General features: G+C 63.7%; 24 protein-coding genes. 14 read left to right on the forward strand and 10 right to left on the reverse strand.

What is annotated here, in order from left to right:
- Positions 1-140 precede the first annotated feature (140 nt).
- Positions 141-989, reverse strand: coding sequence for an HAD family hydrolase (locus tag VVR12_RS06210; protein ID WP_368550295.1), 849 nt, complete (start codon positions 987-989; stop codon positions 141-143).
- 244 nt (positions 990-1,233) lie between these two features.
- On the opposite strand from VVR12_RS06210, the gene VVR12_RS06215 reads away from it, so the two are divergent.
- The 10 genes from VVR12_RS06215 to VVR12_RS06260 all read left to right on the forward strand — a co-directional run bounded on the left by VVR12_RS06215 (position 1,234) and on the right by VVR12_RS06260 (position 10,322).
- Positions 1,234-2,790 (forward strand): FMN-binding glutamate synthase family protein, encoded by a 1,557-nt coding sequence (locus tag VVR12_RS06215; protein WP_368550296.1) that lies wholly within the window; start codon positions 1,234-1,236, stop codon positions 2,788-2,790.
- 324 nt (positions 2,791-3,114) lie between these two features.
- Positions 3,115-3,417 carry an urease subunit gamma gene (locus tag VVR12_RS06220; protein ID WP_368550297.1) on the forward strand — a complete coding sequence of 101 codons (303 nt, stop codon included), beginning with the start codon at positions 3,115-3,117 and terminating at the stop codon, positions 3,415-3,417.
- A 21-nt stretch (positions 3,418-3,438) separates the two neighbouring features.
- Complete coding sequence (locus VVR12_RS06225; protein ID WP_368550298.1) at positions 3,439-3,870, forward strand: urease subunit beta; 432 nt, start codon at positions 3,439-3,441, stop codon at positions 3,868-3,870.
- Between the two features lie 33 nt (positions 3,871-3,903).
- The gene (gene ureC / locus VVR12_RS06230) at positions 3,904-5,619 is read left to right on the forward strand and encodes an urease subunit alpha (protein WP_368550299.1); all 1,716 of its coding nucleotides are present in this window, start codon (positions 3,904-3,906) and stop codon (positions 5,617-5,619) included.
- Between the two features lie 18 nt (positions 5,620-5,637).
- A complete protein-coding gene (gene ureE / locus VVR12_RS06235) occupies positions 5,638-6,129 on the forward strand; it encodes an urease accessory protein UreE (RefSeq protein WP_368550300.1) in 492 nt (163 codons plus the stop codon).
- Entirely contained in the window at positions 6,129-6,812 is a 684-nt protein-coding gene (locus tag VVR12_RS06240; protein ID WP_368550301.1) for an urease accessory protein UreF, read from the forward strand. The genes ureE and VVR12_RS06240 overlap by 1 nt, the downstream gene beginning before the upstream one ends.
- 22 nt (positions 6,813-6,834) lie before the next feature.
- Complete coding sequence (gene ureG, locus VVR12_RS06245) at positions 6,835-7,452, forward strand: urease accessory protein UreG (protein WP_368550302.1); 618 nt, start codon at positions 6,835-6,837, stop codon at positions 7,450-7,452.
- Between the two features lie 3 nt (positions 7,453-7,455).
- Positions 7,456-8,337 (forward strand): urease accessory protein UreD, encoded by an 882-nt coding sequence (locus VVR12_RS06250; protein ID WP_368550303.1) that lies wholly within the window; start codon positions 7,456-7,458, stop codon positions 8,335-8,337.
- Between the two features lie 8 nt (positions 8,338-8,345).
- Positions 8,346-9,266 carry an urea transporter gene (locus VVR12_RS06255; protein WP_368550304.1) on the forward strand — a complete coding sequence of 307 codons (921 nt, stop codon included), beginning with the start codon at positions 8,346-8,348 and terminating at the stop codon, positions 9,264-9,266.
- Between the two features lie 27 nt (positions 9,267-9,293).
- On the forward strand, positions 9,294-10,322 hold the full coding sequence (locus tag VVR12_RS06260; RefSeq protein WP_368550305.1) for a HoxN/HupN/NixA family nickel/cobalt transporter: 1,029 nt from the start codon (positions 9,294-9,296) through the stop codon (positions 10,320-10,322).
- Positions 10,323-10,329: 7 nt separating this feature from the next.
- On the opposite strand, the gene VVR12_RS06265 is transcribed toward VVR12_RS06260, so the two are convergent.
- Complete coding sequence (locus VVR12_RS06265) at positions 10,330-10,848, reverse strand: hypothetical protein (protein ID WP_368550306.1); 519 nt, start codon at positions 10,846-10,848, stop codon at positions 10,330-10,332.
- A 209-nt stretch (positions 10,849-11,057) separates the two neighbouring features.
- Between VVR12_RS06265 and VVR12_RS06270 the strand changes: the two genes are divergently transcribed.
- Positions 11,058-13,268: a catalase gene (locus VVR12_RS06270; RefSeq protein ID WP_368550307.1), complete on the forward strand. Its 2,211-nt coding sequence runs from the start codon at positions 11,058-11,060 to the stop codon at positions 13,266-13,268.
- A gap of 132 nt (positions 13,269-13,400) precedes the next feature.
- Here VVR12_RS06270 and VVR12_RS06275 read toward each other — a convergent pair whose 3' ends face one another.
- Complete coding sequence (locus tag VVR12_RS06275; protein WP_368550308.1) at positions 13,401-14,594, reverse strand: zinc-dependent alcohol dehydrogenase; 1,194 nt, start codon at positions 14,592-14,594, stop codon at positions 13,401-13,403.
- Positions 14,595-14,824: 230 nt separating this feature from the next.
- On the opposite strand from VVR12_RS06275, the gene VVR12_RS06280 reads away from it, so the two are divergent.
- On the forward strand, positions 14,825-15,826 hold the full coding sequence (locus VVR12_RS06280; RefSeq protein WP_368550309.1) for an SDR family NAD(P)-dependent oxidoreductase: 1,002 nt from the start codon (positions 14,825-14,827) through the stop codon (positions 15,824-15,826).
- Positions 15,827-15,925: 99 nt separating this feature from the next.
- On the opposite strand, the gene serS is transcribed toward VVR12_RS06280, so the two are convergent.
- Entirely contained in the window at positions 15,926-17,236 is a 1,311-nt protein-coding gene (serS, locus tag VVR12_RS06285; RefSeq protein WP_368550310.1) for a serine--tRNA ligase, read from the reverse strand.
- A gap of 64 nt (positions 17,237-17,300) precedes the next feature.
- Between serS and VVR12_RS06290 the strand changes: the two genes are divergently transcribed.
- Positions 17,301-18,542, forward strand: coding sequence for a diacylglycerol kinase family protein (locus tag VVR12_RS06290; RefSeq protein WP_368550311.1), 1,242 nt, complete (start codon positions 17,301-17,303; stop codon positions 18,540-18,542).
- A 101-nt stretch (positions 18,543-18,643) separates the two neighbouring features.
- Here the strand turns inward: VVR12_RS06290 and pheA are convergent, their stop codons facing one another.
- A complete protein-coding gene (gene pheA, locus VVR12_RS06295; RefSeq protein ID WP_368550312.1) occupies positions 18,644-19,594 on the reverse strand; it encodes a prephenate dehydratase in 951 nt (316 codons plus the stop codon).
- Between the two features lie 237 nt (positions 19,595-19,831).
- On the opposite strand from pheA, the gene ald reads away from it, so the two are divergent.
- Positions 19,832-20,914, forward strand: a complete 1,083-nt coding sequence (gene ald / locus VVR12_RS06300) for an alanine dehydrogenase (RefSeq protein ID WP_368550313.1) — start codon at positions 19,832-19,834, stop codon at positions 20,912-20,914.
- A gap of 319 nt (positions 20,915-21,233) precedes the next feature.
- Here ald and VVR12_RS06305 read toward each other — a convergent pair whose 3' ends face one another.
- The 5 genes from VVR12_RS06305 to pyrE all read right to left on the reverse strand — a co-directional run bounded on the left by VVR12_RS06305 (position 21,234) and on the right by pyrE (position 26,448).
- Positions 21,234-21,653, reverse strand: coding sequence for a DUF3151 domain-containing protein (locus tag VVR12_RS06305; RefSeq protein ID WP_368550314.1), 420 nt, complete (start codon positions 21,651-21,653; stop codon positions 21,234-21,236).
- 332 nt (positions 21,654-21,985) lie between these two features.
- A complete protein-coding gene (gene fbaA, locus VVR12_RS06310; protein ID WP_368550315.1) occupies positions 21,986-23,008 on the reverse strand; it encodes a class II fructose-bisphosphate aldolase in 1,023 nt (340 codons plus the stop codon).
- Between the two features lie 173 nt (positions 23,009-23,181).
- Positions 23,182-24,825, reverse strand: a complete 1,644-nt coding sequence (locus tag VVR12_RS06315) for an MFS transporter (RefSeq protein WP_368550316.1) — start codon at positions 24,823-24,825, stop codon at positions 23,182-23,184.
- A 316-nt stretch (positions 24,826-25,141) separates the two neighbouring features.
- Positions 25,142-25,864 (reverse strand): TrmH family RNA methyltransferase, encoded by a 723-nt coding sequence (locus VVR12_RS06320; protein WP_368550317.1) that lies wholly within the window; start codon positions 25,862-25,864, stop codon positions 25,142-25,144.
- Positions 25,865-25,866: 2 nt separating this feature from the next.
- Complete coding sequence (gene pyrE / locus VVR12_RS06325) at positions 25,867-26,448, reverse strand: orotate phosphoribosyltransferase (protein ID WP_368550318.1); 582 nt, start codon at positions 26,446-26,448, stop codon at positions 25,867-25,869.
- Between the last annotated feature and the right edge of the window lie 3 nt (positions 26,449-26,451).

The raw sequence follows: 26,451 nt of genomic DNA on the forward strand, positions 1-26,451 counted from the left end.
CCTCAGGTGAATTTGTTAGGGGTACTGCTCCAGGTTATCAGCCTACTTATGGTTTGGCTGGGATATAGCAACCCCTCTTCGCCTCCCCGCACCCGCGCGGTGCAACACCTCAGGCGACGAACGCCTCGCGCAACCGGGGGCTAGAGGAGCGAGTCCAGCACTTCGGCCAGGCCGTCTTCGTAGACGCTGAGCGTGACCTCGTCAGCTACAGCCAACAACTCCTCAGGCGCCTCCCCCATGGCCACGCCGCGGGCAGACCAGTGCAACATTTCTTTGTCGTTGTGACCGTCGCCGATGGCCACGGTGTGGGCGGGGTCGATGCGCAGGTGGCGACGAATCAGCTCGAGGGCGGATGCCTTCGAGACGCCGTGTGCGGCCAGGTCGAGCCACGCACTCCAACCCACGGCGTAATTGACCCCGTGCAGACCGGCGGCGTAGATCGCACGCTTGAATTCCGCCGGTTCCACTTCTTCGGCGAAGACCACCACGCGGGTCGCGCAGGTCTTCTCGCGCAACTGTTCCTTGGTCACCGGGATCGTCTTGGCCCCGAAGGAGCCGTCCTCGAAATCGTCGGTCGCGTAAATCTCGCCGGTGGGCGTCTCCAGCGCCATCTGGGCGTAGGGAATCTTCTCCTGCAACAGACCGATCGCGCGTTGCGGATTGAACTCGACCGTGTCGACCACGCGGTAGCCGTTGTCGAACTTTGGCGCCAACTCGAGGGTCACCGCGCCGTTCGAGGTGACCATGTACCCGTGCTCGATGCCCAGTTGCTGGGCGATGGGCAGGGCCGCCTGCCGCGAACGTCCGGTGGCGATCACCACGGTGTGACCGGCGGCGACCACATTGCGCACCGCGTCGTGGACGCGGTCGGTGAGGGTGCCGTCGTGGTGGACGAGGGTGCCGTCGATATCGATGGCCACAAAGTAGCGTGCGCCCTCCTCTTTCTTCCAGTCTCCGGCGACTGGTGGGTGCACTGTCTGGTGTTTCATCACGCTCATCATCCCTCTACTCTCTGCTACGCATTAAGACAGTACCCGGCGTGTGCGTGAAGCGCAGGCTAACGCCCGGTGAATTTGCCCTGTCGGCGGTAGCGCGCCGGGGGCAAAAAACAAGTCATGTTCGCCGCCATCGAAACTGTCATTTTGACCCTAATACACGCCGTATAACTCTCAAGATTTAAAGTCTTTTCCGTTACGCTTAGGTGTACACCTCAAGTCAGGAGACAAGACAAAGATGTCTAGCAAAGCTTCAAAGATCTTGAAGACCACTGCAGCGGTGGCCGGCGCATCCCTTGCCGGAGTGGCCGCACACGACGTAACCCAGAAGAAGCACTCCATCATCCGCAACTTCCCGGTGTTGGGGTGGGCGCGTTTCGGTTTCGAGCTGATCCGCCCCGAAATCCGCCAGTACTTCTTCGAATCTAACCGCGACGGCCGCCCGTTCTCCCGCGATACTCGTTCAATGGTGTACGAGTACGCTAAGGGTTACAGCGGGCAGAAGGCTTTCGGTACGGAGCAAGACGTCTCGGCGGTTGGTTTCGACATCGTTCGCCACACCATGGCCCCGGTTCCCATGATGGAGGAAGAACCGCGCCAGCGCCTGGGTGGGCCCAACTGCACCCAGCCCTACGACATCTCCCTGTTCAACATCGCCTCGATGAGCTTCGGTGCCCTCTCGGCCAACGCCGTACTGGCCATGAACAAGGGCGCGGCCATGGGCGGCTTCGTGCAAGAGACCGGTGAGGGTGGCATCTCCCCCTACCACCTGAAGTACGGGGCAGACCTCATCTGGGAGTTCGGTTCCGGTTATTTCGGGTGCCGCGACGAACAGGGTAACTTCAACCCCGAGATGTTCGCCGAGAAGGCTAAGACCCCCGAGGTTAAGGGCATTCTGCTCAAGCTCTCGCAGGGCGCTAAGCCCGGCCTGGGCGGCATGCTTCCCGGTGACAAGGTCACCGAAGAGATCGCCAAGATCCGCCACATCCCCGTCGGCAAGGATATGCCCTCCCCGCCGGCACACTCCGCCTTCAGCAACCCCCTGGAACTCATGCAGTTCATCGGCCAGCTGCGCGAACTCTCCGGCGGCAAGCCGATCGGCATCAAGTTCTGCGTGGGCTCGGAAATCGAGGTGCTCTCGCTGTGCAAGGCGATGTTGGAGACCGGCATTAGCCCCGACTGGATTACCGTGGACGGTGCCGAAGGCGGCACCGGTGCGGCTCCGATTGAGTTCACCGATTACGTGGGCCAGCCGCTGACCAACGGCCTGATCATGGTGCAGAACGCGCTGGTGGGCTCGGGTCTGCGTGACAAGGTCTCGTTGTGCGCGGCCGGCAAGATCACCGGCGGTGCGGACGTTGTGCGCCGCATGGCACTCGGCGCCGACTTCACAGTCTCCGCACGCGGCATGATGATGGCCACCGGTTGCGTGCAGGCGCAGAAGTGCCACACCAACGAATGTCCCACCGGCGTGGCCACCCAGAATAAGTGGTTGCAGCGCGGCATCGACGTGGACGACAAGGGCGCTCGCGTGCGCAACTACCACTTCGGCGTGATGCACTCGGCCATGCGCATCCTGGCCTCTATGGGTCTGGAAGACTTCCGCGATCTCGGCCCTGAGCACGTCTTCCACCGCGTTGACTCGACTCACTCGCTGTCTTACCGTCGCCTCTACGACTGGCTGGAACCCGGCCAGCTGCTCGAGGGCACCGCGCCCGAGCCGTGGGACGAGTGGTGGGAGCGTGCCGACCCGAGCACCTTCGTGGTCATCCACTCCAAGCACCAGCGTTCCTAACAGACCGCTATCGTTCTTCGCGAACACCAAGGCGCCCCCTCTGCCGCATGGCAGAGGGGGCGCCTTCGTGTATGCCTAATCACAGCCGGCCATCTGCCCCCAGCTCACCCCACAAATGGGTCTCACTAGGGGATTCTTCCTGAGAACATGCTCTGAATCGGCTGGTTTTTGTACAGGAATTCGACCAAATCTGAATTAAATCTAGAGATTTTTTTACAGTACTGAAAAGTTAAGGCGTATAACTAAATGATGTCCCGCTCGTCGTTGAGCCCGCCTCCGGGGTCGACGGCGAGCTTCATACTTTCTCTCAGGGAGAGGCATCGTATGCATATCCAACCCAAAGAACAAGAAAAGCTGCTGGTGGTCGTCGCCGCAGACCTCGCGCGTCGCCGCCAGAAGCGAGGGCTGAAACTGAACTACCCAGAGGCAGTCGCCATCATCACCTACGAACTGCTCGAAGGCGCTCGCGATGGACGTACCGTGCCCGACCTCATGAACTGGGGCTCCACCATCCTCACCCGCGACGACGTCATGGAGGGCGTGCCCGAGATGATCACCGACGTCCAGGTGGAAGCAACCTTCCCCGACGGCACCAAGCTCGTCACCGTGCACCACCCCATCCGCTAGAGAGAAGGCGAGAAGAAGACCATGATCCCCGGAGAATACAAGCTTGCCGAAGGCACCGTGACCTGCAACGCCGGCCGCGAAGCGATCGAACTGGAAGTCACCAACACCGGCGACCGCCCCGTGCAGGTCGGTTCGCACTACCACTTCGCCGAAGCCAACCCCGATCTTGAGTTTGACCGCGAACAGGCCCTGGGACGCCGCCTCGACATCCCCGCCGGCACCGCCGTGCGTCTGGAACCCGGCGACAAGACCACTGTGAAACTCATCCCGCTCGGCGGCGACCGTATCGTCTACGGATTCCGCGACCTGGTCGACGGGCCGCTGGAAGCCCGCGACGCGCAGCCCTTCCTCAAGGACAGGGCAAGCGCCCACGGCCAGGCCCCCAAGCGCCGCCACGAGTCCGTCGCCGGCGATGCCCCGCAGCCGCTGAAGACCCACAAAGAAACCAAGTAAGAACTTCCCGGCAGTAAGAAAAGAGTTGTAGCAATGAGCTTTGAACTAGATCGCGAACGTTACGCGAGCCTCTACGGCCCCACCACCGGTGACGCCGTTCGACTCGGCGACACCGACCTCTTTGCCGTGGTCGAGAAAGACCTCACTACTCCCGGTGAAGAAGCCGTGTTCGGCGGCGGCAAGGTCGTGCGCGACGGCATGGGCCAGAACAGCCAGCTGGTGCGCGAGGTAGGCCTGCCCGACTTGGTCATCACCAACGTGCTGATCATCGACTACACCGGCATCTACAAGGCAGACGTCGCCATCCGCGACGGCCACATCCAGAAGATCGGCAAGGCCGGCAACCCTCACACCATGGAGGGCGTAAACATCACCATCGGTGTCTCCACCGACGTGCTCTCGGGCGAGGGCAAGATCCTCACCGCCGGCGGCATCGACACCCACATCCACTTCATCAGCCCCGACCAGATCGAGACCGCGCTGGTCTCCGGTATCACCACCATGATCGGCGGCGGCACCGGCCTCTCCGAGTCGTCCAAGGCAACCACCATCACCCCGGGCAAGTGGAACATCCACAACATGCTCAAGTCCTTCGAAGAGTTCCCCATGAACTTCGGACTGCTGGGTAAGGGCCACGGTTCCTCGATCTCGCCCATGGCCGAGCAGATCCGCGCCGGCGCGATCGGCCTGAAGGTGCACGAGGACTGGGGTGCGACCCCCTCCTCCATCAACACCGCCCTGGAGGTCGCCGACGAGTACGACGTGCAGATCGCGATCCACACCGATACCCTCAACGAGGCAGGTTTCGTCGAAGACACCCGCGCCGCCATCGACGGCCGCGTGATTCATACCTTCCACACCGAGGGCGCCGGCGGCGGTCACGCCCCCGACATCATCGCCCTGGCCGGTGACAAGAACGTGCTCCCGGCGTCCACCAACCCCACTATCCCCTTCACCCGCAACACGGTCGAAGAGCACCTGGACATGTTGATGGTCTGCCACCACCTCAACCCCTCAATCCCCGAGGACGTCGCCTTCGCCGACTCCCGCATCCGCAAGGAAACCATCGCGGCTGAGGACGTTCTGCACGACATGGGCATCTTCTCGATGACCTCCTCCGACTCGCAGGCGATGGGACGCGTGGGTGAGGTCATCCTGCGCACCTGGCAGCTCGCGGACTCGATGAAGAAGCAGCGCGGCCAGTTGCCCGAAGACGAGGGCACCGCAGGTGATAACTTCCGCATCAAGCGCTTCGTCTCGAAGTACACGATCAACCCCGCGATCGCCCAGGGTATCTCCCACGTGGTGGGTTCCATCGAACCCGGCAAGTTCGCCGACCTGGTTCTCTGGGACCCGAAGTTCTTCGGTGCCCGCCCCGAGGTCATCATCAAGGGCGGCCAGATGGTTCACGGCGTCTCGGGCGACCCGAACGCCTCGATCCCCACCCCGCAGCCCGCCTGGTACCGCAAGGTCTTCGGCGCCTACGGTTCGGCAGTCTACGACTCTTCGATCACCTTCCTCTCCACAGCGGCCATGCGCGACGGCGTGGCTCGTCAGCTGGGGTTGCAGAAGAAGATTCGCACCTGCCACAGCATCCGCAACCTGCAGAAGTCTGACCTGAAGTTCAACGGTGAGACCCCCGATCTGACCGTTGACCCGCAGACCTACGAGGTCAAGGTCAACGGCGAGGTCGTCACCTGCCAGCCGCGCGAAGAACTCGCCCTGGCTCAGCGTTACTTCCTCTTCTAAGCCACGTAAAGAGAAACGATGATCATCACCGAAATCCTAGGAAACACACACGAGCCGGCCGGTGCCGAGCTGGTGGGGCAGCGCCACGTCGAAAAAGTGGTGCTGCCCAGCGCCGACCTCGTCAAGCGCATCCAACGACTGGACACCGATCACGGTCACGAGTTGGGCCTGCGCCTGCCGGGCGGCTCCCCCGACCTCAAGGACGGCGACATCCTGGCTATCGACGACTCCGGCGAGCGCGGCAACGCGATCGTGGTCTCGGTGTTGCCCACCGACGTCCTGGTCATCGCCGCGCGCACCATCGTTGAGATGGCGTTCGTGGCGCACTCGCTGGGCAACCGTCACCTGCAGGCGCAGTTCTTTGACGCCGACAGCGAGTACGAGGCCGAGGTGATGGTGGTGCAGTACGACCACACGGTCGAGGACTTCCTGAAACACCACGAGATCCCCTACTCCCGCCAGGAACGCGTGATGCCCGTGCCGTTCCGCCACGCGGAGCACACCCACTAATGCATCGTTTGCACTCACTGCTGGGCATCATGCAGCTGGCGGACTCCGCCCTGCCCACGGGCTCGTTCTCGCATTCGCAAGGATTCGAGACGTACATGGCCCGGGGCGGGCTGGAGTCGGAGGCGGAATTCGAACAGTGGGTCACCATGTTCATCCGCCAGCAGCTGACCTACACCGACGCGCTGGCGATCCGCGAGGTCTATCGGGCAGAGACCTTCGAGCAGGTCGCCGACCTCGACGAGCTGTTGACCGTCAGCGCCCTACCGGTTCAGATCCGCGAAGGCTCCATCACCATGGGCAAGCGCCTGCTGACGATCGGCGCCGAGTCGTACCCCGGTGACTGGGTCGACCGCTACGCCGAGGGGGTCGCCGCCGGCGAGCTGTTCGCGCACCCGGCGTCCGTCTGGGCGGTTCTGGCCCGCTCGCTGGAGGTGCCCGTGGACGAAGCCGTCAGCTCCCACGTCTACGCCACCGTCATCGCGCTGACGCAGAACGCGGTGCGCGCGATCCCGCTGGGGCAATCCGCCGGTCAGCGCGTGATCGCCCGGGTTCAACCCGAGGTGATTCACGCCGTGGAGGTCTCGGCCACGCTGAGTCTTGATGACCTCGGCGCGATCTCCCCCGGACTAGAGATAGCCCAGATGCAGCATCAGCGCCAACGCGCCCGCCTCTTCATGAGTTAACAATTTTTCAAGGAGAAACACCATGTCAGACCCTATTATCATCGGTATCGGCGGCCCCGTGGGCGCGGGTAAAACCCAGCTCGTGGAGCGTTTGACCCGCTCGATGTCCCACGAAATCTCGATGGCCGCGATCACCAACGACATCTACACCATCGAAGACGCCAAGATCCTGGCCCGCAACTCGGTGCTGCCCGAAGAGCGCATCATCGGCATCGAGACCGGCGGCTGCCCGCACACCGCGATCCGCGAAGACACCTCGATGAACGAGGCCGCCATTGAAGAGCTGAAGAAGCGCTTCGACGACCTGCAGATCATCTTCGTCGAATCCGGCGGTGACAACCTCTCGGCGACCTTCAGCCCCGAGCTGGTCGACTTCTCGATCTATGTGATCGACGTGGCCCAGGGTGAGAAGATCCCCCGTAAGGCCGGTCAGGGCATGATCAAGTCAGACATGTTCGTGATCAACAAGACCGACCTCGCCCCGCACGTGGGCGCGGACCTCTCCGTCATGGAGGCCGACTCCAAGGTGTTCCGCAAAGATAAGCCCTACGCCTTCACCAACCTGGTCACCGACGAGGGCCTGGACGTCGTGGAGAACTGGATTCGCCGCGACGTGCTCATGCTCGACCTCACCTCCTAATCCGTGACGGCCGAACACAGCCGCACTGCGGCAGAGAAAGACTGGGCCGGCGTCCTGCGCTTGGACATTGCCAGCGAGGCAGGCACCAACCGCGCCACCCGGCAGTACCACGAGGGGGCGTTGCGCGTGTTGCGCCCCCACTACCTGGACCGTACCGGGCACGTCACCTACACCGTGATCAACCCGGGCGGGGCCTACTTCGGCGCCGACAACTACCTGCTGGACCTCACCGTCCGCGCCGGGGCCTCGGCCACGCTGACCACGCAGTCGGCCACGAAGGTCTACAAGACCCCGCAGGGGCCTGCCTTCCAGCAGATGAACGTGGTCGTCGAGGAGGGTGGTTACTGCGAGTACGTGCCCGATCAGCTGATCGTCTACGAAAACGGTGATTACATTCAGCGCACCGACGTCACCCTGCACACCGGGGCGTCGCTGGTGATGTCTGAGATCGTCACCCCCGGGTGGTCCCCGCGCGGTGAGCACTTCACCTACGCGGGGCTCTCCATGCGTGCCGAGGTGCGCGTGACCGACGGGGAGAACACCCGCCGCCTGGCGCTGGACCACCTGCGTGTGCGCCCGGCGGAAGAGGCCGACGTCAACGCCGCGGGCCTCATGGAGGGCCACACCCACACCGGGCAGCTCTTGCTCGCCTCGCCGGTCATCACCGACGAGTTCGTGGACGCCGCCCAGCAGGTTCTGGACGACTGCGGGTACACCGTGGGGTTGAGCGTACTCGGCGGCGAGCGCAGCCTGGGGATGCGCGGGTTAGCCGTGCGTTCGCTGGCGCAGTCCACCGCCGAGATCGCGGCCGTCCACACCCACATCATCACCATGTTCCGTGATCGGGCGGCCGGTTTAGGACCGCTGGAATTACGTAAGTATTAGGAGTCTTAGTGAACTGGCTGAGCTACACGCTGCGCGGTGTCTCGCAGATCTTTTTCGTCAACAACCCCATCTCGGGGGCGTTGATCCTGATGGCGGTGGCTATCGATAACCCGCTGATGGCCCTGTTGATGCTGCTCGGCACCCTGGTGCAGACCGGGGTGGGTTACCTGCAACGTCATGAAGAATTGGTGCCCCAGGGGTTGATGGGCTTCAACGGCGCCCTGGTGGGTGCCTTCGCGGGGTTCGCGCAGCTTCCCCCGGTCTTGGCTATCTTCGTCACGATTCTGGGCGCCACCGCGTGCGTTCCGATGCACGACGTGGTGACCCGCCTGTTTACGTCCCGCCCCCTCGCCGGCGCCCAGTTGCCGGTTTCCACGGCACCCTTCTGCATCATCTGCGGCGTGCTGATGACCCTCGCGGCCCAGCTGGCGCATCCCTTGGATCCGACCACCGGCAGCGGGGTCGCCGAATCGCTGGAGCTGACCATCGCCCACAGTTTCTCTGAGGTGGTGCTCTCCGACAATATCTTCACGGGATTGCTGATCATCGTTGCCCTGTTCATCGGTAGCGTGCAAATCGGCCTCTTCGGTCTGTTGGGCATGCTGGTCGCCAACCTCGTGGCCCTCCTGTTCGGTCACCCGCTGAGTGCCGTCTCCGCAGGTTTGCACGGGTACAGCGCGGTGCTGGTGGCGATCGCGTTGGGCGCTACCTTCTGGACGCGGGAGCGTACGGTAACCCGCGTGGTGGGCGCGGTGGTCGGTGCGGCGCTCGCTGTAAGTATCGGCATCGGGTTGGGCCACACGCCCATCCCCGTGTTCACTTGGCCCTTCTTGATCTCGATGTGGTTGATCATGCTGGCCTGGTACGCGGTGCGTTCCCGTTCGGCGACCCGCTCCCCGCAAGACGGAGCCGTACCCACCTCTCACTAAACCTTGATCTCTCGCGAAGGAGCACCCATGAGCACGTCCCCGATCAGCTACTACCGGCACTATGTGGTGGGCCGCAGTTCCCTGCCGCTGAAGGTGCGGGTGGCGTTTACCTTCGGCGCGGTGGCGCTGTTGCACGTTCTCGCTATTGCCCTCTTGGCCACGGCGTGGACGCCGGGGGCCACCCCGATCGCCTTGGGCATGGTCATCGCGGCCTACACGGCGGGGTTGAAGCACAGTTACGACTGGGACCACATCTCGGCCATCGACAACTCCACCCGCAAGTTCGTGGCCGAGGGTTCTAACCCAGCCAGCGTGGGGTTTGCCTTCAGCCTGGGCCACTCGACGGTGGTGACGATGGCCGGCGTCATGGTGGTTGCCGGCGCGCAATTCGTCAACGGCGCTTTCGAAGAGGGTAGCGATACCAACCGCGTCTTGGGCCTGATCGGCATGGGCGTCTCGGGGTTCTACCTGTTGTTCATCGGCCTCTTCAATAGCCGCATCGCCTACCGCCTCTTCCGTCACCGCAAGGTGGCCGCGCACGAACATGTGGCGGCCGATGGGTTGATGACGCGCCTGATCAAGAAACCGCTCTCGAAGGTGCGCAAACCGCGCGATATTTTCGTGCTCGGTCTGCTCTTCGGGCTGGGCTTCGATACCGCCACCACCATCGGCCTGTTGCTGCTGACGGTTTCGGCGTCCTTCGCTGGGGTGCCGGCCACCGCGCTGATCGGTCTGCCGATCGCGTTCACCGCGGCGATGACGCTCTGCGACACCGTCAACGGGCTGGGCATGATGAAGCTGTATTCTTCGGCGCTGACCGACCGCCGTAGCCGCGACCACTTCAACCTGACGGTCACCCTGGTCTCTTCGGTCTCGGCGCTGTTTATCTCGGTCATTACCCTGGGCGGGTTTTTCAACGACCTGTTCGAGCTGGAAGACCCGCTGACCTCCTGGTTGGCGGAGATCGACCTGGGCAATGCCGGTTTGGTGTTGGTCGCGGCCTTCGCGCTGATCTGGGGTTACTTCTTCTTGGCCCGCCACCGCGAAGAGGTCTAGGTTCTCGCTACTCGCCCCGGTAACGGGCGGCGGTGGCGTCGTGAAGTTGACCCAGGCGTTCCAGCTGACGTTCGGCACGTGCCAGCAACGAGTCGATCTGGGCGACGTCGAGGGATGCCTCGTGGGCGGCCCACAACCGCAGGGTGTTCCAGCACTGTTTCTTGGCGAACACACCGTCGATGAGGGCCTCTACCTCGAAGAGGTCGCTCAGCGGAGAGCGGGAAGTAATGCGGCCGTTAAGTTTTAACCTTCCCAGTTTCTCCCCGAGCGCGGCCATGCCCTCCTGCACCGGAGCGCGGGAGGCGTCGAAGCGGCGAGCGATCTCTTCGAGACGGCTGAAGTCTTCTTCCACTTCGCGCTTCAGCTCGGTCACGGTCTCGCGTACCTGCATGTCGGGGTGGTTCTCGGCCACACGCTTGAAGAGGGCGAGGCCACCTTTGGCGGCGGTGAGGTGTTGCTGTAGGTAGAGCTGTACGTCGTCGGTAGTGAGCGGTTCTAGGTTATTGTTCGGGTTCTGCTGAGTCATCGTCTCTCCTTCACCAAGAATTTCAGATTTGTAAAGATACTTCTCAGCCTAGCGGCATACCGTTGCCTGTAACAACGGCTTCTTCGTTTGGTTGAAATATGGACGACACCGTTGCACCGAGCGCTGACAACGTGAGACAGTTATCAAATAAGCATGCTGACCATGTTCGGCGTAATAGAGCTTATCCCCACAGAGAAAGCATCTTCACCGTGACTACTCCCCATAACGAAAATCTGCAGCCGGCCCCCGGCCAGCCCACCTCCGAACACCCCTCCATCGAGGAACCCACGACCGCGCGCGAACCCCTCGAGACCAAGGACGATCTCCAAGACGTCGCGCCCCGCACCGCCACCGGCGCCCAGCCCAGCTCCGACCCCGAGTCGGTGCGTCAGCAGGGCAAATACCTCACCACCTCCGCCGGCGCCCGCGTGCGCGACACCAACCACTCGCTGAAGGCCGGCAACCGCGGCCCCACCCTCCTGCAGGATCACCACCTGCGTGAGAAGATCACCCACTTCGACCACGAGCGTATCCCCGAGCGCGTCGTCCACGCCCGCGGCGCTGCGGCTCACGGCGTGTTCGAAAGCTACGGCACCGCGTCCCAGCTGACCACCGCCGCCTTCCTCCAGCCCGGCAAGCAGACCCCGGTCTTCGTGCGTTTCTCCACTGTGCTGGGTTCCCGCGGCTCGGCAGACACCGTGCGCGATACCCGCGGATTCGCCGTGAAGTTCTACACCGAAGAGGGCAACTACGACCTCGTGGGTAACAACATGCCGGTGTTCTTCATTCAGGACGCCATCAAGTTCCCCGACATCGTTCACGCCGGCAAGCCCCACCCCGACCGCGAGATCCCCCAGGCTCAGAGTGCCCATGACACCTTCTGGGACTTCGTCTCCTTGCACACCGAGGCGCAGCACCTGACCTTGTGGAACATGTCTGACCGCGGCATCGCGCGCTCGTTGCGCATGATGGAGGGCTTCGGCATTCACACCTTCCGCCTGACCAACGCCGAGGGTGAGACCTCGCTGGTGAAGTTCCACTGGAAGCCCAAGCTGGGTGTGCACTCGCTGACCTGGGACGAAGCTCAGATCACCGGCGGTGCCGACCCCGACGCACACCGTCGCGACCTGGCGGACGCCATCGAGTCCGGCGCGTACCCCGAGTGGGAGCTGGGCGTGCAGGTCTTCCCCGACACAGAAGACCAGATGTTCGAGGGCATCGACCTGCTCGACCCCACCAAGCTGGTGCCCGAGGAACTCGCGCCGGTGCAGACCATCGGCAAGATGACCCTGAACCGCAACCCGCGCAACTACTTCGCCGAAACAGAACAGGCCGCCTTCCACCCCGGCCACCTGGTGCCCGGCATCGACGTCACCGACGACCCGCTGTTGCAGGGCCGCCTGTTCTCGTACGTAGATACCCAGCTGACCCGCCTGGGTGGGCCGAACTTCAACCAGTTGCCCATCAACCGCCCGCACACCGAGGTCAACGACATGTTCCGCGACGGGTACGGGCAGCAGGCCACCCACACCGGAGTGGCACCCTATTACCCCAACACGCTCGACGGCGGTAACCCCTCCACTACTCCCGACTCCGAACGTCCTTTCATCGACGTTCCGGTGCCGCTGGCGGAATCAGCCAAGGTGCGGGAGAACCCCCAGAGCTTCGACGATCACTTCAGCCAGGCTCGCCTGTTCTGGAACTCGATGAGCGAGGTGGAGAAGGACCACATCATCTCCGCCTACTCCTTCGAGCTGAGCAAGGTCTACGAGACCACCATCCGCGAGCGCCAGCTACAGAACCTCGCAGAGATCGACGCGACGCTCTGCCAGGAGGTCGCCACCGCCCTGGGTATGGAGGCCCCCGCGCCTCGCCTGAAGGTGGAGGATTCACTGCAGCCTAGCGCCGCGCTCTCGCAGCTGGGCAAGACCTGGCCGGTGGACGGCCGCATCATCGGCATCGTGGTCGATCCGCAGAACCCACCGGCCGACCTGGCGGAGATCCACCGCGCCATCACCGACGAGTCGATGGTTCCGCTGGTGATCTCGGCAACCGGTGGCGAGGTGGCCGGTGTGCCGGTCGATCGTCCCTTCTCTGTGGGACGCTCGGTGGAGTTCGACGCTCTGTTACTGGCCGGCAACCCCGCGCCCAGCGCCGACGCACGCGTCTCCCGCGATGCTAAGAGCGGCGCCGCGAAGGACCCCCAGACCGACCCGCGCGTGATGCAGATGCTCAACGAGTCGTGGCGTCACTGCAAGGCCATCGCCACCCTCAACGCCGGTCAGCAACTGGCCGAGTCTGCGGGCGTAGCCGATTCGGCCGGCGTGGTCGCGGCAGGTTCGGGTACCGAGGCCGTACAGCAGCTCAAGGAGTTGCTGGGTGCACACCGCGTTTGGGAGCGCTTCGACACCTCCTTCTAAACAGCCGTTGCCGGTGATCTCGGCAGAGTAATTCCCGGCTGGGAAGATCTCGGCGGAGAACATCTCAGAAGCAGAAAGGGGCCCCGGGTCTGTGTGAACAGACCCGGGGCCCCTTCTGCGTGAGCAGCGCCCTTACCGGGTGGGGTCGAGCACCACCTTGATGCAGCCGTCCTGCTTCTTCTGGAACATCTCGTAGGCTTCGGCCGCCTGCGAGAGGCCCAGGCGGTGGGTGGCCAGCTGCTCCACACCGAAGACGTCCTCGTCTTGGAAGAGGATCTCGGAGAGCTCGTCGGTCCACTGACGCACGTGGCACTGGCCCATGGTCATGCGGATACCCTTGTCGAACATGTCCATCATCGGCAGCGGGTCGGCCTGTCCGCCGTAGACACCGCTGAGTGAGACTGTTCCCGCGCGGCGCACGGCGTCAATCGCGCTGATGAGTGCGGCGGTTCGGTCGATGCCGGCCTTCTCGATGGCTGGTTTAGCGAGGGGCGCGGGCAGGCGGCCCACCCCGTTGATGAGCTTCTCGCGTACCGGGTTTCCGTGGGCTTCCATGCCGACGGCGTCCAGCACCGAGTCTGCGCCGCGGCCGTTGGTGAGGTCGTGGATCGCGTCTCCCACGCTGTCTACCTCGCGCAGGTCGATCACGGTCGCACCCCACTGGCGGGCCAGTTCCAGGCGCTCGTCGACGAGGTCAACGACGATGATCTGCTCGGCGTTGCCCTGCACTTTCGCCGAACGTAGCGCCAGCTGACCGATGGGGCCGGCACCCATGATGGCCAGGGTGCCGCCGCGGGGTACGTGCGCCCACTTCACGCCCTGCCAGGCGGTGGGCAGGATGTCGGAGAGGTACAGCGCGCGTTCGTCGGTGAAGCCCTCGGGCACCTTGACGGGGCCGAAGTCCGCGTGGGGAACGCGCACGTACTCGGCCTGGCCACCGGGCACCTGGCCGTACATCTTGGAGTAGCCGAAGAGGGAGGCGCCCTTGTTGTATTCGCGGTTCTGAGTGGTCTCACACTGGGCGTAGAAACCGCGCGAGCACATCCAGCATTTACCGCAGGAGATGTTGAAGGGTACGACCACGCGGTCGCCGGGGGTCAGGTTGGTGACCGCAGAGCCGGTCTCTTCGACGATTCCCATGAACTCGTGGCCGAGCACGTCTCCCTTGTCGAGGAAGGGCCCGAGCACGCCGTAGAGGTGCAGGTCGGAACCGCAGATCGCCGTGGAGGTCACGCGGATGATTGCGTCGGTGGGTTCTTGCAGGGTGGGACGGGGCACGTCGATAACTTCGACGTTGCCGGGGGCTTGCCAGGTAAGGGCTCGCATGTATCGCTCGATTCTTTTCTCAGGACGCCGGTGGGCGGCGTCGGTCTGTGAGTTGAGGGGGATCTGTGGTGAGGGTCCATGCGGAAGAGACCCGGGACAGCCTGCTGAAATTATTTCTCAGCATGCTTAGGATTCACCTTACCTGAGCGCCACCCCCGGTGATAAGGTCAGGGTACTGATAATTTCAGTTAAAAGATTCCCGCCCCACCCTCTACGACAAGGAACACATCATGACCAATCACCCCACCACCCGGAACGTACCCGCCGCCGGAACCCGCCTGGCGCTGATCAGCGGTGGCTCCCGCGGCCTCGGCCTGTGCATCGGCCGCGAGCTGGCCCAGCGCGGATTCAACCTCGCGCTGATCTCCCGCACCGAATCCGAACTCGCCGAAGCCGCCCAAACACTGCGCGCCGACTACCCCGGCATCACCGTCGAGTACTACCCCGCCGACGTCTCCGACCGCACCCGCGTCCAGCAGGTCGTCGAAACCATCGAGGCGAACCAGGGCCCCATCGAGGTGCTCTTCAACGTCGCCGGCATCATCCAGGTCGGCCCGCTCGAGAACGTCACCGAAGAACTCTTCGACGAATCCATCGGCGCCATGCTCATGGGCCCCATCAACGTCACCTGGGCGGTACTGCCGCACATGCGCCGCCGTCGGCGCGGACACATCGGCACCGTCTCCTCCATCGGCGGCGCCATCGCCGTGCCCCACCTGCTGCCCTACAGCACCGCCAAGTTCGGCGCCTACGGCTTCAGCGAAGGCCTCACCACGGAGCTACGCGGCACCGGCGTCACTGCCACCACCATCCTGCCCGGCCCCATGCGCACCGGCTCCCACGAGCGCGCCCAGTACTTCGGCCAGCGCGACCGCGAATACGCCTGGTTCGCCCCCGGCGCCTCCATCCCGGTGGTCTCCATCAGCTCCACCACCGCCGCCAAGCGCATGGTCGAGGGCACCCTCGAGGGCAAGTCCCACGTGATCCTCACGCCCATCGCCAAGGTAGCCATGCGCCTGCACGGGCTCTCCCCGCAGCTCTTCGTCAAGGGCATGAGCGTGGCCGCGCAGTTCTTCCCCAACGCTTCCACCGCCGCCGACTCGCACCAACCGCGGGAAGGCCGCACCATCGGCGGGCTACGCAAGTCCCTGCCCATGAAGGCGCTGACCTTCCTCGGCGACCGCGTGAGCAAGAAGAACCAGGAACACCCCGAACGCGGCAACCGCAAGTAACCGGTTCGGCCGGCCCCTCGAGGACGCCGGCAGACAACAGGGGCCCGATCCACCACGGATCGGGCCCCTGTTCTACGCTCACGCCTGCGGCGTGAAACGCTACTTCTTCTTCGCCACCGGGATGACCTTCAGGCCACCCATGTAGGGCTGCAGAGCGGCCGGAACGTTGACCGAGCCGTCCTGGTTCTGATGGGTCTCGAGGATAGCCACCAACCAGCGAGTGGTCGCCAGGGTGCCGTTGAGGGTGGCCACCGAACGGGTGCCACCCTTCTTGACCTTGCCGTTCTCGTCGGTGGTGTCTGCCATGCGCTCACGCACGTTCAGGCGGCGGGCCTGGAAGGTGGTGCAGTTCGAGGTCGAGGTCAGCTCGCGGTAGGTGCCCTGGGTGGGGATCCACGCCTCGCAGTCGAACTTACGGGCTGCCGAGGAGCCGAGGTCGCCGGCGGCGGTATCGATCACGCGGTAGCTCAGTTCGCACTTGGCCAACATCTCTTCTTCCCACGCCAGCATCTGATCGTGTAGCGCTTCGGCGTCTTCCTGGGACGAGTAGATGAACATCTCGGCCTTGTTGAACTGGTGCACGCGAATGATGCCGCGGGTATCCTTGCCCGCAGAACCGGCCTCGCGGCGGTAGCAGGACGACCAACCGAGGTACTTCAGCGGACCATCGGAGAAGTCGAGGATCTCGTCGGCGTGGTAACCGGCCAAGGCCACCTCAGAGGTGCCGACCAGGTAGAGGTCGTCGCGCTCCAGGCGGTAGATTTCGTCGTCGTGCTTGACGTTGAAGCCGGTGCCGTTCATGGTCTCGGGGCGCACCAGGGTGGGGGTGGTCATCATGACGAACCCGTTCTCGACCGCCTGATCCAGAGCCATGGTCATCAGAGCCTGCTCGAGACGAGCGACGTGGCCCTTGAGGAAGTAGAAGCGCGAGCCAGAGACCTTGGCGCCGCGGGCCATGTCGATGCCGTCGACCAGCTCACCGATCTCGAGGTGGTCGCGGGGTTCGAAGCCCTCGGCGGAGAAATCGCGGGGCTCGCCCACGGTCTTGAGCACCTCGAAGTCGTCTTCACCGCCGGCGGGAATTCCGTCGATCACGAGGTTCTCGATGGTCAGCAGCAGTTCGTCCTGCTTCTCCTGGGCGGCATCGGCGGTCGACTTCGCCGCGGCCACGCGGTCAGCCAACTCCTTGACCTCGGCCAACAGGGCCTGCTTTTCGTCACCCGATGCCTGAGCAACCTTCTTGCCGAACGATTTCTGCTCGGCGCGCAGAGTCTCGAACTCCGAGATGCTCGAGCGGCGGGTGGTGTCCGCTTCAAGGATCTGGTCAACCAGAGTCACGTCAGCGCCGCGTTTACGCTGGGATTCACGGAACAGTTCAGGATTTTCGCGCAGAAGATTAATATCAATCACATCTTTAAATCTACCCCATAACAGCCTCACCAAGTTATTTGCTTTTTGAACTAAACTTTCTCGCATGAAGATTACTCGTCAACAACTCATGGCGCTCGGTGCGCTGGCCTCCGGTGCCGCATACATTGTGGGCACCAACCTCGCCGTTCGCGCGGGCCGCGAGAAGCGTCCTGACCTGATGCCGACCTACTCGCCCTGGCACGTCATGCTCGACCCCACTGAACCCAAGCGCGTGGCCGTGGTGTTCAACCCCTCCAAGCCCAAGGCGTTGCACGGTTGCCGCGTGATCCGCGACCAGATAGAAGAAGCCGGTTGGGACGAGGCTATTTTCTTTGAGACCACCGTCGAAGATCCCGGTTACTCGATGGCCAAAGACGCCGTTGAGGCCGGCGCCGAGATCGTGATCGCCGTCGGCGGTGACGGCACCGTGCGTGAGGTAGCCCGCGCGGTATCCAACACGGACGTCCGCCTCGGCATCGTGCCGCTGGGTACCGGCAACCTGCTGGCCCGCAACCTCGACATCCCCTTCGATGACACCCCGGCCTGCATCAACATGGCGCTCCACGGTGAGCGGCAGCAGATCGACATGGTCTCCCTGACCATGGAGACCGCCGAAGGCAAGACCGAAGAACACGACTTCATGGTCATGGGCGGCGCCGGTTTCGACGCGCAGATCATGACCGACACCCGCGAAGAGCTCAAGTCGCGCTTTGGCTGGATCGCCTACCTCGAGGCCGCCGCCAAGAACCTGACGGCGCAGCGCCGCTCGGTGCGCATCGAGATCGACGGCAAGCCCGCTTTCGGCCGCAAGATCCGCTCCGTGCTCATCGCCAACACCGGCACCCTGCAGGGTGGCGTGCAGTTGGCCCCCGATACCAATCTGCAGGACGGCCACTTCGAAATCGTCGTGCTTACCCCGCGCAACCTGCTGGGTTGGCTGAGCCTATCGACCCAAGTGCTCTCCCGCCGCAAGCAACGCTTCCCCGCAGTCGAGAACTTCGTTGGTTCGGAGGCCAAGGTGAGCTTCCTGAAGCAGGCACAACCGGTGGAGATCGACGGTGACGTGATCGGTGAGGCCACCTCGTTGACCGTCAAGATTCACCCGGGCGCGGTAGCGATCAACCTCTACCCTGAGGGCAAGGCGCAGACCCGCCGCCTCTCAGAGATCCCGCAGGAGCTTCTCGAATCCCGCGAGCGCATCCAGCGCGAGTTCGAGGAAACCTCGGACGCCCTGCTCAAGGAGTTCACGCAGAACGCGGTTGAACGGCGCGAAACCATCGAAAAGTGGTTCCGCGGTGAGAACTAGTCGACGGCGTTACCTTCGGTCAGTCTGAAGAGATTTCGCTTAGTCTGAAGAGACAAGGCGGCGGCCCCTCGGTGTGAGGGGCCGCCGCCTCGCTGTTTGCCCTAGCGCTGGCTCAGGTGGTCGGGGCGGCCGCCGGGGAACAGCGACTCCACCCAGTCCCGGGCCTGGTCGAACGCGGCGTCCTGATGGTGGGCGTCGACCTCGGTGCGGCGGACGTCCGCCCGCGGGTAGGAACCCAGGAAGGTGACCCCCGGAGAGACCCGGTGCAACCCGCGCAGGGCGGTGCGCATGCGAGCGTCGTGCAAGTGGCCGTCGAGGTCGATGGAGAAGAAGTACGAGCCCAAGAAGTTGCCGGTCGGGCGAGACTCGATGCGGGAGAGGTTCACGCCGCAGGTAGAGAATTGTTGCAACAGCTCCAACAGCGCGCCGGGGCGGTCTTCGGGTAGCGGGACCATCAGCGTGGTCTTGTCGGCGCCGGTGGGCGCGGGGATCTCGGGGTCGCGGGCGATGAGCACGAAGCGGGTCACGGCCTGCTTGTTGTCGCCGATATCGGATTCCAGGATCTGCAATTCGGGGTGGGCCTCGGCCACCGCGGGGGCGCAGATCGCGGCCTCGTACCCGGGGTTGTCGTTGCTCAGCAATTGTAGCGCGGCGGCGGCCGTGGACTGCCCGGGCACGTACTCGACCTCGGGCAGGCGCTCCTGCGACCACTGCCGCACCTGGGCCCAGGCGTGCGAGTGCGTGGAGATGCGCCGAACGTCCGCCAGGGTGACCCCGGCGCGGGCCACCAGCACGAAGCGGATCGGCACCAGCACCTCGCGGATGATGCGCAGGTTGCCGCCGAGCGCGATCGCGTCGAGGGTGGCCGTCACGCCGCCCTCCACGGAGTTCTCGATGGGCACCATCGCCGCGTCTGCCGCGCCCTCGCGCACGGCGTTCAGAGCGGCGGGCACCGAGTTGGAGGGAAAACGTTCCCCGGTGACCGCCTCGTCGAGGGTGAGCAGGGCGGTTTCGGTGAAGGTGCCGGACGGGCCGAGGAAGGTGTAACGCATGATTTCCAGTGTATGCGAGGTCAGATTGAACGGTGGGGCATTCGGGTTTCCCCAACGGTGGAGCGGACGCTGGCGATCGTCGGGGTATTAAAACGCCTCGGGAAAATCACCCTAAACACCCTCCGCGCCGGAGTTCGCAACTACCGCAAAAATGGGGCGGCCCGGTACTTTGCTTAATTCCCACATAGCGGGACAATAGACGTGCATCACTTAATTATTTGTGAAAGATGAGGAAAAATGCGCATCAGCGTTCCCCGCGAGATCAAGCCGCAAGAACAGCGCGTCGGACTAACCCCCGAAGGCGTTTTCGCATTGACCGCTAAGGGCCACGAAGTTTTCATCGAGAAGGGAGCTGGCGAAGGGGCCGGCTTCACCGACGAACAGTACACCGAGATGGGCGCACAGCTCGTCAGCCAAGACGAGGCATGGGAGAAAGCTGAACTCCTCGTCAAGGTCAAAGAACCCATCGAAGCCGAATACAAGTTCCTGCGTGAAGACCTGACCCTCTTCACCTACCTCCACCTGGCCGCCGACAAGCCGCTGACCGAGGCGCTGCTTAACTCCAAGACCCGCGCCATCGCCTACGAAACCGTACGCAACGGACGCGCCCTGCCGCTCCTGCTGCCCATGAGCGAGGTTGCAGGACGTCTGGCCGGCTCCGCAGCAGCCCAGTACCTGCTCGGCACCCAGGGTGGCCCCGGCATGCTGCTCGGCGGCGTCCCCGGCGTGCAGCCGGCCCGCGTGGTCGTGCTCGGTGGCGGTAACGTGGGCACCCACGCAGCCCAGATGTGCATCGGCCTCGGCGCCGAAGTCACCATCCTCGAAGGCTACGGCCCCCGCGTGCGCGAACTGGCCGAACGCTTCGGCACCGAGGCCCGCGTGCTGACCTCCAACCCGGGCAATATCCGCAACGAGATCCAGGACGCCGACGTCATCATCGGCTCCGTGCTGGTTCCCGGCGCGAAGGCACCGCACCTGATCAGCCGCGAAGACCTCGCGCTGCTCAAGCCCTCCGCTCTGCTGATCGACGTCGCCATCGACCAGGGCGGCTGCTTCGAAACCTCCCGCCCGACCACCTACCAGGACCCGATCTTCGAGGTGGACGGCATCCGCCACTACTGCGTTGCCAACATGCCCGGCGCGGTCCCCCGCACCTCCACCGTGGCGCTGACCGACGCAACCCTGCCCTTCGTGCTGAACCTGGCAGAAGGCGTGGACGCCGCGCTCGAGTCTGACCCGGCACTGAAGCTGGGCCTGAACACCGACGCCGGCAAGATCACCTTCGCCGGTGTGGCGGAGGCCTTCCCCGAGCTGGCTTAGGCTCGACAACTCAGACGCAGGACGGCCGCTCAGTCAACTGCGCTGACAGGCCCCCACAGCCAAGCACGGCGCCTACTCAGACGCAGGACGCCGCTTAGCCAACTGCGCTGACAGACCCCTGCAGCCAAGCACGGCGCCAGCATCCGTCTCGCGTGCTCGCGCGGGCGCTCGCCCGCGATTCACGCCAGACCCGGCCAGCTGGCGCCGTTGCTTGTCTGCAGGAGCGTTGCCCATGGCGAGGGACGCCGCTCAGTCAACTGGCACGGGTCTGGCGTTTAAGGGATGTTGACTGAGCGGCGTCCTTCGTCGGGGCTGACAACTACTGGGCGAGCTGCGCCTTAGCCTCCGGATCGGAATCGTTCAGGAACTTCTCGATGCGCTCCGCCTCATCAGTCTCACCGATCTCAGCGGCCGCACCGCCCAGCAGGTAGAGAGCCTTGAGGAAGCCGCGGTTGGGCTCGTGAGAGAACGGGATCGGGCCGTGGCCCTTCCAGCCGTGGCCGCGCAGAGCGTCCAGGCCGCGGTGGTAACCCACGCGGGCATAGGCGTACCCCTCGACGGTGCGGCCGGCGTCCAGCGCTTCTTCAGCCAGCAGCGCCCAGGCCAGGGACGACTTCGGGAACTTCTTCACGACATCTTCGGCGGGTTCGCCCGCACCGAGAAGGTTCTCCAGCTCGGCCTCCTTGGGGAGGAAGGTGGGCTGGGGTTCGTCCAATAGGTTCTTGCCTGCTAGCGACATTTTTTCTCATTCCGTTAGGGATCTTGTACTCGCCTCCATGCTAGTCAGAATGATCTTCGGGGAAAAGTAGTTCTCTACCGGCTTGGCATAACGCCTTCAACGATCATCCTTTTTTCTTAAAACCCCCAGTTTTGTAAGAATGCCGCTCTTCAACGGGCACCTTTCTTCGCAAAACCCCCTATTTCGGAATAAAGCACCGGCACCCGCCGACTGTATCCCGCCTGCCCCGTCCGCACCCGGCTACGGCCGGCGTCCGCGAATCATCGCCCTTAAACGGCGGAACCCGCCCCCACCGTGCGGCGGGAGCGGGTTCTACGCGGAATGCGCGGAGCTTACTTGAGGGAGGTGCCGGTGGAGCCCAGCTGCTGAGCTGCCTCAACAACGCGGGCGGCCATGCCAGCCTCAGCCTTGGCACCCCAAACGCGGGGGTCGTACACCTTCTTGTTGCCAACCTCGCCGTCGATCTTCAGAACGCCGTCGTAGTTGCCCAGCATGTGGCCGGCGACGGGGCGGGTGTAGGCGTACTGGGTGTCGGTGTCGATGTTCATCTTGATCACGCCGTAGGAGACTGCGTCTGCGATCTCCTGCTCGGTGGAACCGGAACCACCGTGGAACACCAGATAGAAAGGCTTCTCCTTGCCGTACTTCTTGCCGACCTCGTCCTGGATTTCCTTGAGCAGCTCGGGGCGCAGGTGCACGTTACCGGGCTTGTACACGCCGTGCACGTTGCCGAAGGTCAGGGCCGCCATGTAGGTGCCCTTCTCGCCCAGGCCGATAGCCTCAACGGTCTTGATGGCGTCTTCAACGGTGGTGTAGAGCGAATCGTCGATCGCGCCCTCAACACCGTCTTCCTCACCGCCAACTGCGCCGATCTCGACCTCGAGCACCTGGTGGTTCTTCGAGGTGCGAGCGATCAGCTGCTGGGCAATCTCAAGGTTCTCGTCGAGGGCGATGGCGGAACCGTCCCACATGTGGGAGTTGAAGATCGGGTCTTCACCGCGAGCAACAGCCTTCTCGGACTCTTCGATCAGGGGTAGCACGAAGCCATCGAGCTTGTCCTTGGGGCAGTGGTCGGTGTGCAGCGCGATGTTGACGTCGTACTGCTTAGCCACCTCGCGGGCGTAAGCGGCAAAAGCCAACGAACCGGCAATCATGTCTTTCTTGGAGGAGCCCGACCAGTATGCGGCGCCACCGGTCGAGGCCTGCACGATGCCGTCCGAACCAGCCTCAGCGAAGCCCTGCAGGGCGGCATTGAGGGTCTGTGACGAGGTCACGTTGATGGCGGGGTACGCAAAGCCTTTGGTCTTTGCGTTTTCCAGCATTTCTGCATACTTTTCAGGGGTTGCAATAGGCATACTGACTCCTCAATTTGGAAAGTCTCATCAGGCGATGAGTAAGTTGTCGCGGCGCACGATCGAGGTGCACCTCTTATGTTCTATCCTAGCAACAGGTCACGCCAATCACAGAGGGTTTTTCGCAATATTTCGGGCATAAACCCAAATAATCCCAAATCCTCTGAAATGTAAAGTTAGGCAGCCAGCTGTTCGCGCACCTCGCGGCGGCGATCCTTGATCGTAAAGACCAGGCCGAAGATCATCAGCACGAAAATCGCGCCGAAGGAAGCCGCGAAACCGAGGGTCCAGCCGCGTCCGGCGTCCGCGAAGCTGAACATGATGCCGGGAATCAGAGCCGTACCCACGGCGGTGCCGATGCGCTGACCGAGCGACATCACGCCGCCGGCCACGCCGCTGATGCGGGGCGAGACCGACTTCATGGTCAGAGTCTGGTTGGGCGAGATCGTCATGCCACCGGCCGCGCCCACCAGCGACAGCGGGATCGCCGCGGTCCATACGGGCAACGCGCCCGATTCGATGTTCCACATGACCACCACAGTGCCGGCCAGCGCCACCAACATCAAGGCGATGCCGCCCATGATGAGACGACGACCGGCGCGGAGCACGTAACGGCCAGCGACCGACGCCAAGATGCCCGAGAGGATGGACGCCGGGAGCCCGATCATCGCGGCCGTCAACGCCGACTGCCCCAGGTGCGTCTGCAGGTAAACGGCCACGATCAGCCACACGCTGGTGCCGCCCAAGAAGTACAGACCCACAATCAAAATGCCGTTGCGGAACGCCTCTTCTTTAAAGAGGGAGGTGTCGAGCATCGGTTCACGGCCGCGGCCCTTGTACTTGTTTTCCCACACAATAAATCCCCAGAACAGCGCCAGGCCGAGGGGGAGGGCGATCCAGTTGATCACACCTGCGGAGCGTTCCACGAACGGCCACATGATCGCGAAGATCGCCACGGCCATCAGCAGGGACCCAACCGGGTCGAGATCGGTCTTAACCTTGACCTGTCCCGGACGCGTGGCGGCGGTTCGACGGTCGTTGGGTAACCACAGGATCGCCAGCACGATGCCGATAATGCCGATGGGCACGTTGACGAGGAACATCATGCGCCAACCGAGGGATTCGCCGAAGGAGCGGATGAGGATACCACCGAGGAGCGGGCCGACCATGGTCGCTACGGCCACCGTGGTTCCGAACATGCCGTAGGCCTTAGCGCGTGCCTGGCCGCTGAATTGCTGCTGGATGATGCCGGTGGTCTGCGGGTTAAGCAGACCAGAGCCGAGACCCTGGAGCAGGCGGGCCGCGATGAGGAAGTCGGCGGTGGGGGCTAGCCCGCTGGCGAGCGAACCGATCGTGAAGAGTGCGACCCCGGAGACGAAGACGCGGCGGCGTCCGGTGGCATCACCGAGACGTCCGGCGGAGACGAGAAAGACCGCGAAGGCCAACGCGTAACCCGAGACCACCCACTGCAACTGGCTGGTTTCGGCGTGGAGGGAGTGGCCGATCGGGGTCATACCCACGTTGACCACCGAGACCGCCACGAGCGCCATGAAGAGCGGCACCATCAGGGCAAAGAGCATCTTGCGGCGTGCCGCAGGGGTCTGCACCATGAGGCTTTGGGTGAAGGTGCCCGGTTGGTCCGTTTGGTCGGTTTGGTTGGCGGAGCTGGGGGTGCCGCGCTCACTGCCGGCGGCCTGGTTCAGGCGATCCGCCGAGGACGAAGGCGCGGGCACCTGCTGAAACGAGCTGGTGTCCGCGTGGAGAGGTTCGTGCCCTGCGCTTTGTTCTGAGAAGGGTTTGGGGTATTCGTCGGGTTTCATAGGCGCCTCGCTTTATTGGACTTGTGGTTCTGGTAACCCATCTGCTTTCTAGAATACACCCTCAATTACTTTCGGAATCAAGTATTCCGTTGGTCACATGTGCGGTTGACTGGGGGAAACCCGGCGTTAGCGACCGCAAACCCCCGCCACCCCTACCAGACCGTGAGATTGCGGTACCCGGGCCCTCCTGACCGCGAAATGTGCGCAATGACCGCAACGTGGCGGTCATTTCGACAGATTCACGGTCAGAAGCAAACGGGATGGCTCGAAGACCCAAAATCTCACGGTCAAAAACAGGCAGACCCCCCGAAAGCCCCTACCGCACGCTCTGCCCGAACTCGAACTTACGAATCCAGGCGTGCATCGCGATCGCCGCAGCCGAAGCGGCGTTCATCGAGCGGGTCGAGCCGTATTGCTCGATGCTCAGGGTGTCTTGGGCGACCTCATAGACCTCGTCCGAGAGGCCCGGCCCCTCCTGCCCGAACACGAACACGCAGTTCTCGGGGAGGTCGTAGGTCTCCAGTTGCTTGGAGTCGGGAAAGTTGTCGATGCCGATGATCGTCAATCCCTCCCCCTGCGCCCAGGCCACGAACTCCTCAACCGTCGCGTGGTGACGCACATGCTGGTACCGGTCGGTGACCATGGCCCCGCGGCGGTTCCAGCGTTTCTTGCCGATGATGTGCACCTCTTTGGCCAGAAATGCGTTGGCGGTGCGCACCACGGTGCCGATGTTCAGGTCGTGCTGCCAATTCTCGATGGCCACGTGGAAGGTGTGCCTCTTCGAGTCGAGGTCGGCGATGATGGCGTCCATCGACCAGTAGCGGTACTCGTCGACCACGTTGCGGCGGTCGCCGTTGCGCAGGAGCTCGGGGTCCCAGTGGTCACCGGAGGGCCACTCGCCCTCCCACGGCCCCACACCCACGTTGTGTTTCGATTCCTCGAACTGGGTCGCGGCGGCCCCGTCGGTGGCGGGCGTGGGGGTTTCGGTCAGCGGCGCCTCAGGCGTCGGCTCGGGGATGAGATCGGAAGATTCAGTCATTCTTAGTCGAGACCGAGGTCGTCCTTGGAGTACGCGTAGATGCAGGGCACGCCGGCCTCTTCCTCGATGCGCTCCTTGGCTCCGGTGGCGCGGTCGACGATCACGGCCACGGCCACCACCTCGGCGCCGGCGTTACGCAGCGCCTCCACGGCGGTCAGTGCCGAACCACCAGTCGTAGAGGTGTCTTCGACGGCCACCACGCGGCGTCCTTCAACGGAGGGGCCTTCGACCTGGCGGCCCATGCCGTAGGACTTCTGCGCCTTACGCACCACGAAGGTGTCGATCGCGCGGTCCTGGTCACCGGCGGTGCGCATGATCGCGTGGCCTACCGGGTCGGCGCCCATGGTCAGACCGCCCGCGGCGTCGAACTCGATGCCGGCGGAGTCGATGAGATCCAGCATTACCTGACCGACCAGGCGCGAGGCCTCGTGGTGCAGGGTGATGCGGCGCAGGTCAACGTAGTAGTCGGCCTCTTTGCCGGACGCCAGGGTCACCTTGCCGCGCACCACGGCCAGCTCCGAGATCAGCTGGCGCAGGCGTTCGCGTGCTTCTTCGATGGGGAGGGATTCAGAAAGCTTAGTCATGCT

This window comes from Rothia sp. LK2588 (assembly GCF_040946465.1).
Lineage (GTDB): Bacteria > Actinomycetota > Actinomycetes > Actinomycetales > Micrococcaceae > Rothia.

What these genes read in the sequence shown, in the direction of transcription:
- VVR12_RS06210 (WP_368550295.1), bottom strand. Translation starts at nt 989, where the DNA reads ATGAAACACCAGACAGTGCACCCACCAGTCGCCGGAGACTGGAAGAAA.
- VVR12_RS06215 (WP_368550296.1), top strand. Translation starts at nt 1,234, where the DNA reads ATGTCTAGCAAAGCTTCAAAGATCTTGAAGACCACTGCAGCGGTGGCC.
- VVR12_RS06220 (WP_368550297.1), top strand. Translation starts at nt 3,115, where the DNA reads ATGCATATCCAACCCAAAGAACAAGAAAAGCTGCTGGTGGTCGTCGCC.
- VVR12_RS06225 (WP_368550298.1), top strand. Translation starts at nt 3,439, where the DNA reads ATGATCCCCGGAGAATACAAGCTTGCCGAAGGCACCGTGACCTGCAAC.
- ureC (WP_368550299.1), top strand. Translation starts at nt 3,904, where the DNA reads ATGAGCTTTGAACTAGATCGCGAACGTTACGCGAGCCTCTACGGCCCC.
- ureE (WP_368550300.1), top strand. Translation starts at nt 5,638, where the DNA reads ATGATCATCACCGAAATCCTAGGAAACACACACGAGCCGGCCGGTGCC.
- VVR12_RS06240 (WP_368550301.1), top strand. Translation starts at nt 6,129, where the DNA reads ATGCATCGTTTGCACTCACTGCTGGGCATCATGCAGCTGGCGGACTCC.
- ureG (WP_368550302.1), top strand. Translation starts at nt 6,835, where the DNA reads ATGTCAGACCCTATTATCATCGGTATCGGCGGCCCCGTGGGCGCGGGT.
- VVR12_RS06260 (WP_368550305.1), top strand. Translation starts at nt 9,294, where the DNA reads ATGAGCACGTCCCCGATCAGCTACTACCGGCACTATGTGGTGGGCCGC.
- VVR12_RS06265 (WP_368550306.1), bottom strand. Translation starts at nt 10,848, where the DNA reads ATGACTCAGCAGAACCCGAACAATAACCTAGAACCGCTCACTACCGAC.
- VVR12_RS06275 (WP_368550308.1), bottom strand. Translation starts at nt 14,594, where the DNA reads ATGCGAGCCCTTACCTGGCAAGCCCCCGGCAACGTCGAAGTTATCGAC.
- VVR12_RS06280 (WP_368550309.1), top strand. Translation starts at nt 14,825, where the DNA reads ATGACCAATCACCCCACCACCCGGAACGTACCCGCCGCCGGAACCCGC.
- VVR12_RS06290 (WP_368550311.1), top strand. Translation starts at nt 17,301, where the DNA reads ATGAAGATTACTCGTCAACAACTCATGGCGCTCGGTGCGCTGGCCTCC.
- pheA (WP_368550312.1), bottom strand. Translation starts at nt 19,594, where the DNA reads ATGCGTTACACCTTCCTCGGCCCGTCCGGCACCTTCACCGAAACCGCC.
- ald (WP_368550313.1), top strand. Translation starts at nt 19,832, where the DNA reads ATGCGCATCAGCGTTCCCCGCGAGATCAAGCCGCAAGAACAGCGCGTC.
- VVR12_RS06305 (WP_368550314.1), bottom strand. Translation starts at nt 21,653, where the DNA reads ATGTCGCTAGCAGGCAAGAACCTATTGGACGAACCCCAGCCCACCTTC.
- fbaA (WP_368550315.1), bottom strand. Translation starts at nt 23,008, where the DNA reads ATGCCTATTGCAACCCCTGAAAAGTATGCAGAAATGCTGGAAAACGCA.
- VVR12_RS06315 (WP_368550316.1), bottom strand. Translation starts at nt 24,825, where the DNA reads ATGAAACCCGACGAATACCCCAAACCCTTCTCAGAACAAAGCGCAGGG.
- VVR12_RS06320 (WP_368550317.1), bottom strand. Translation starts at nt 25,864, where the DNA reads ATGACTGAATCTTCCGATCTCATCCCCGAGCCGACGCCTGAGGCGCCG.
- pyrE (WP_368550318.1), bottom strand. Translation starts at nt 26,448, where the DNA reads ATGACTAAGCTTTCTGAATCCCTCCCCATCGAAGAAGCACGCGAACGC.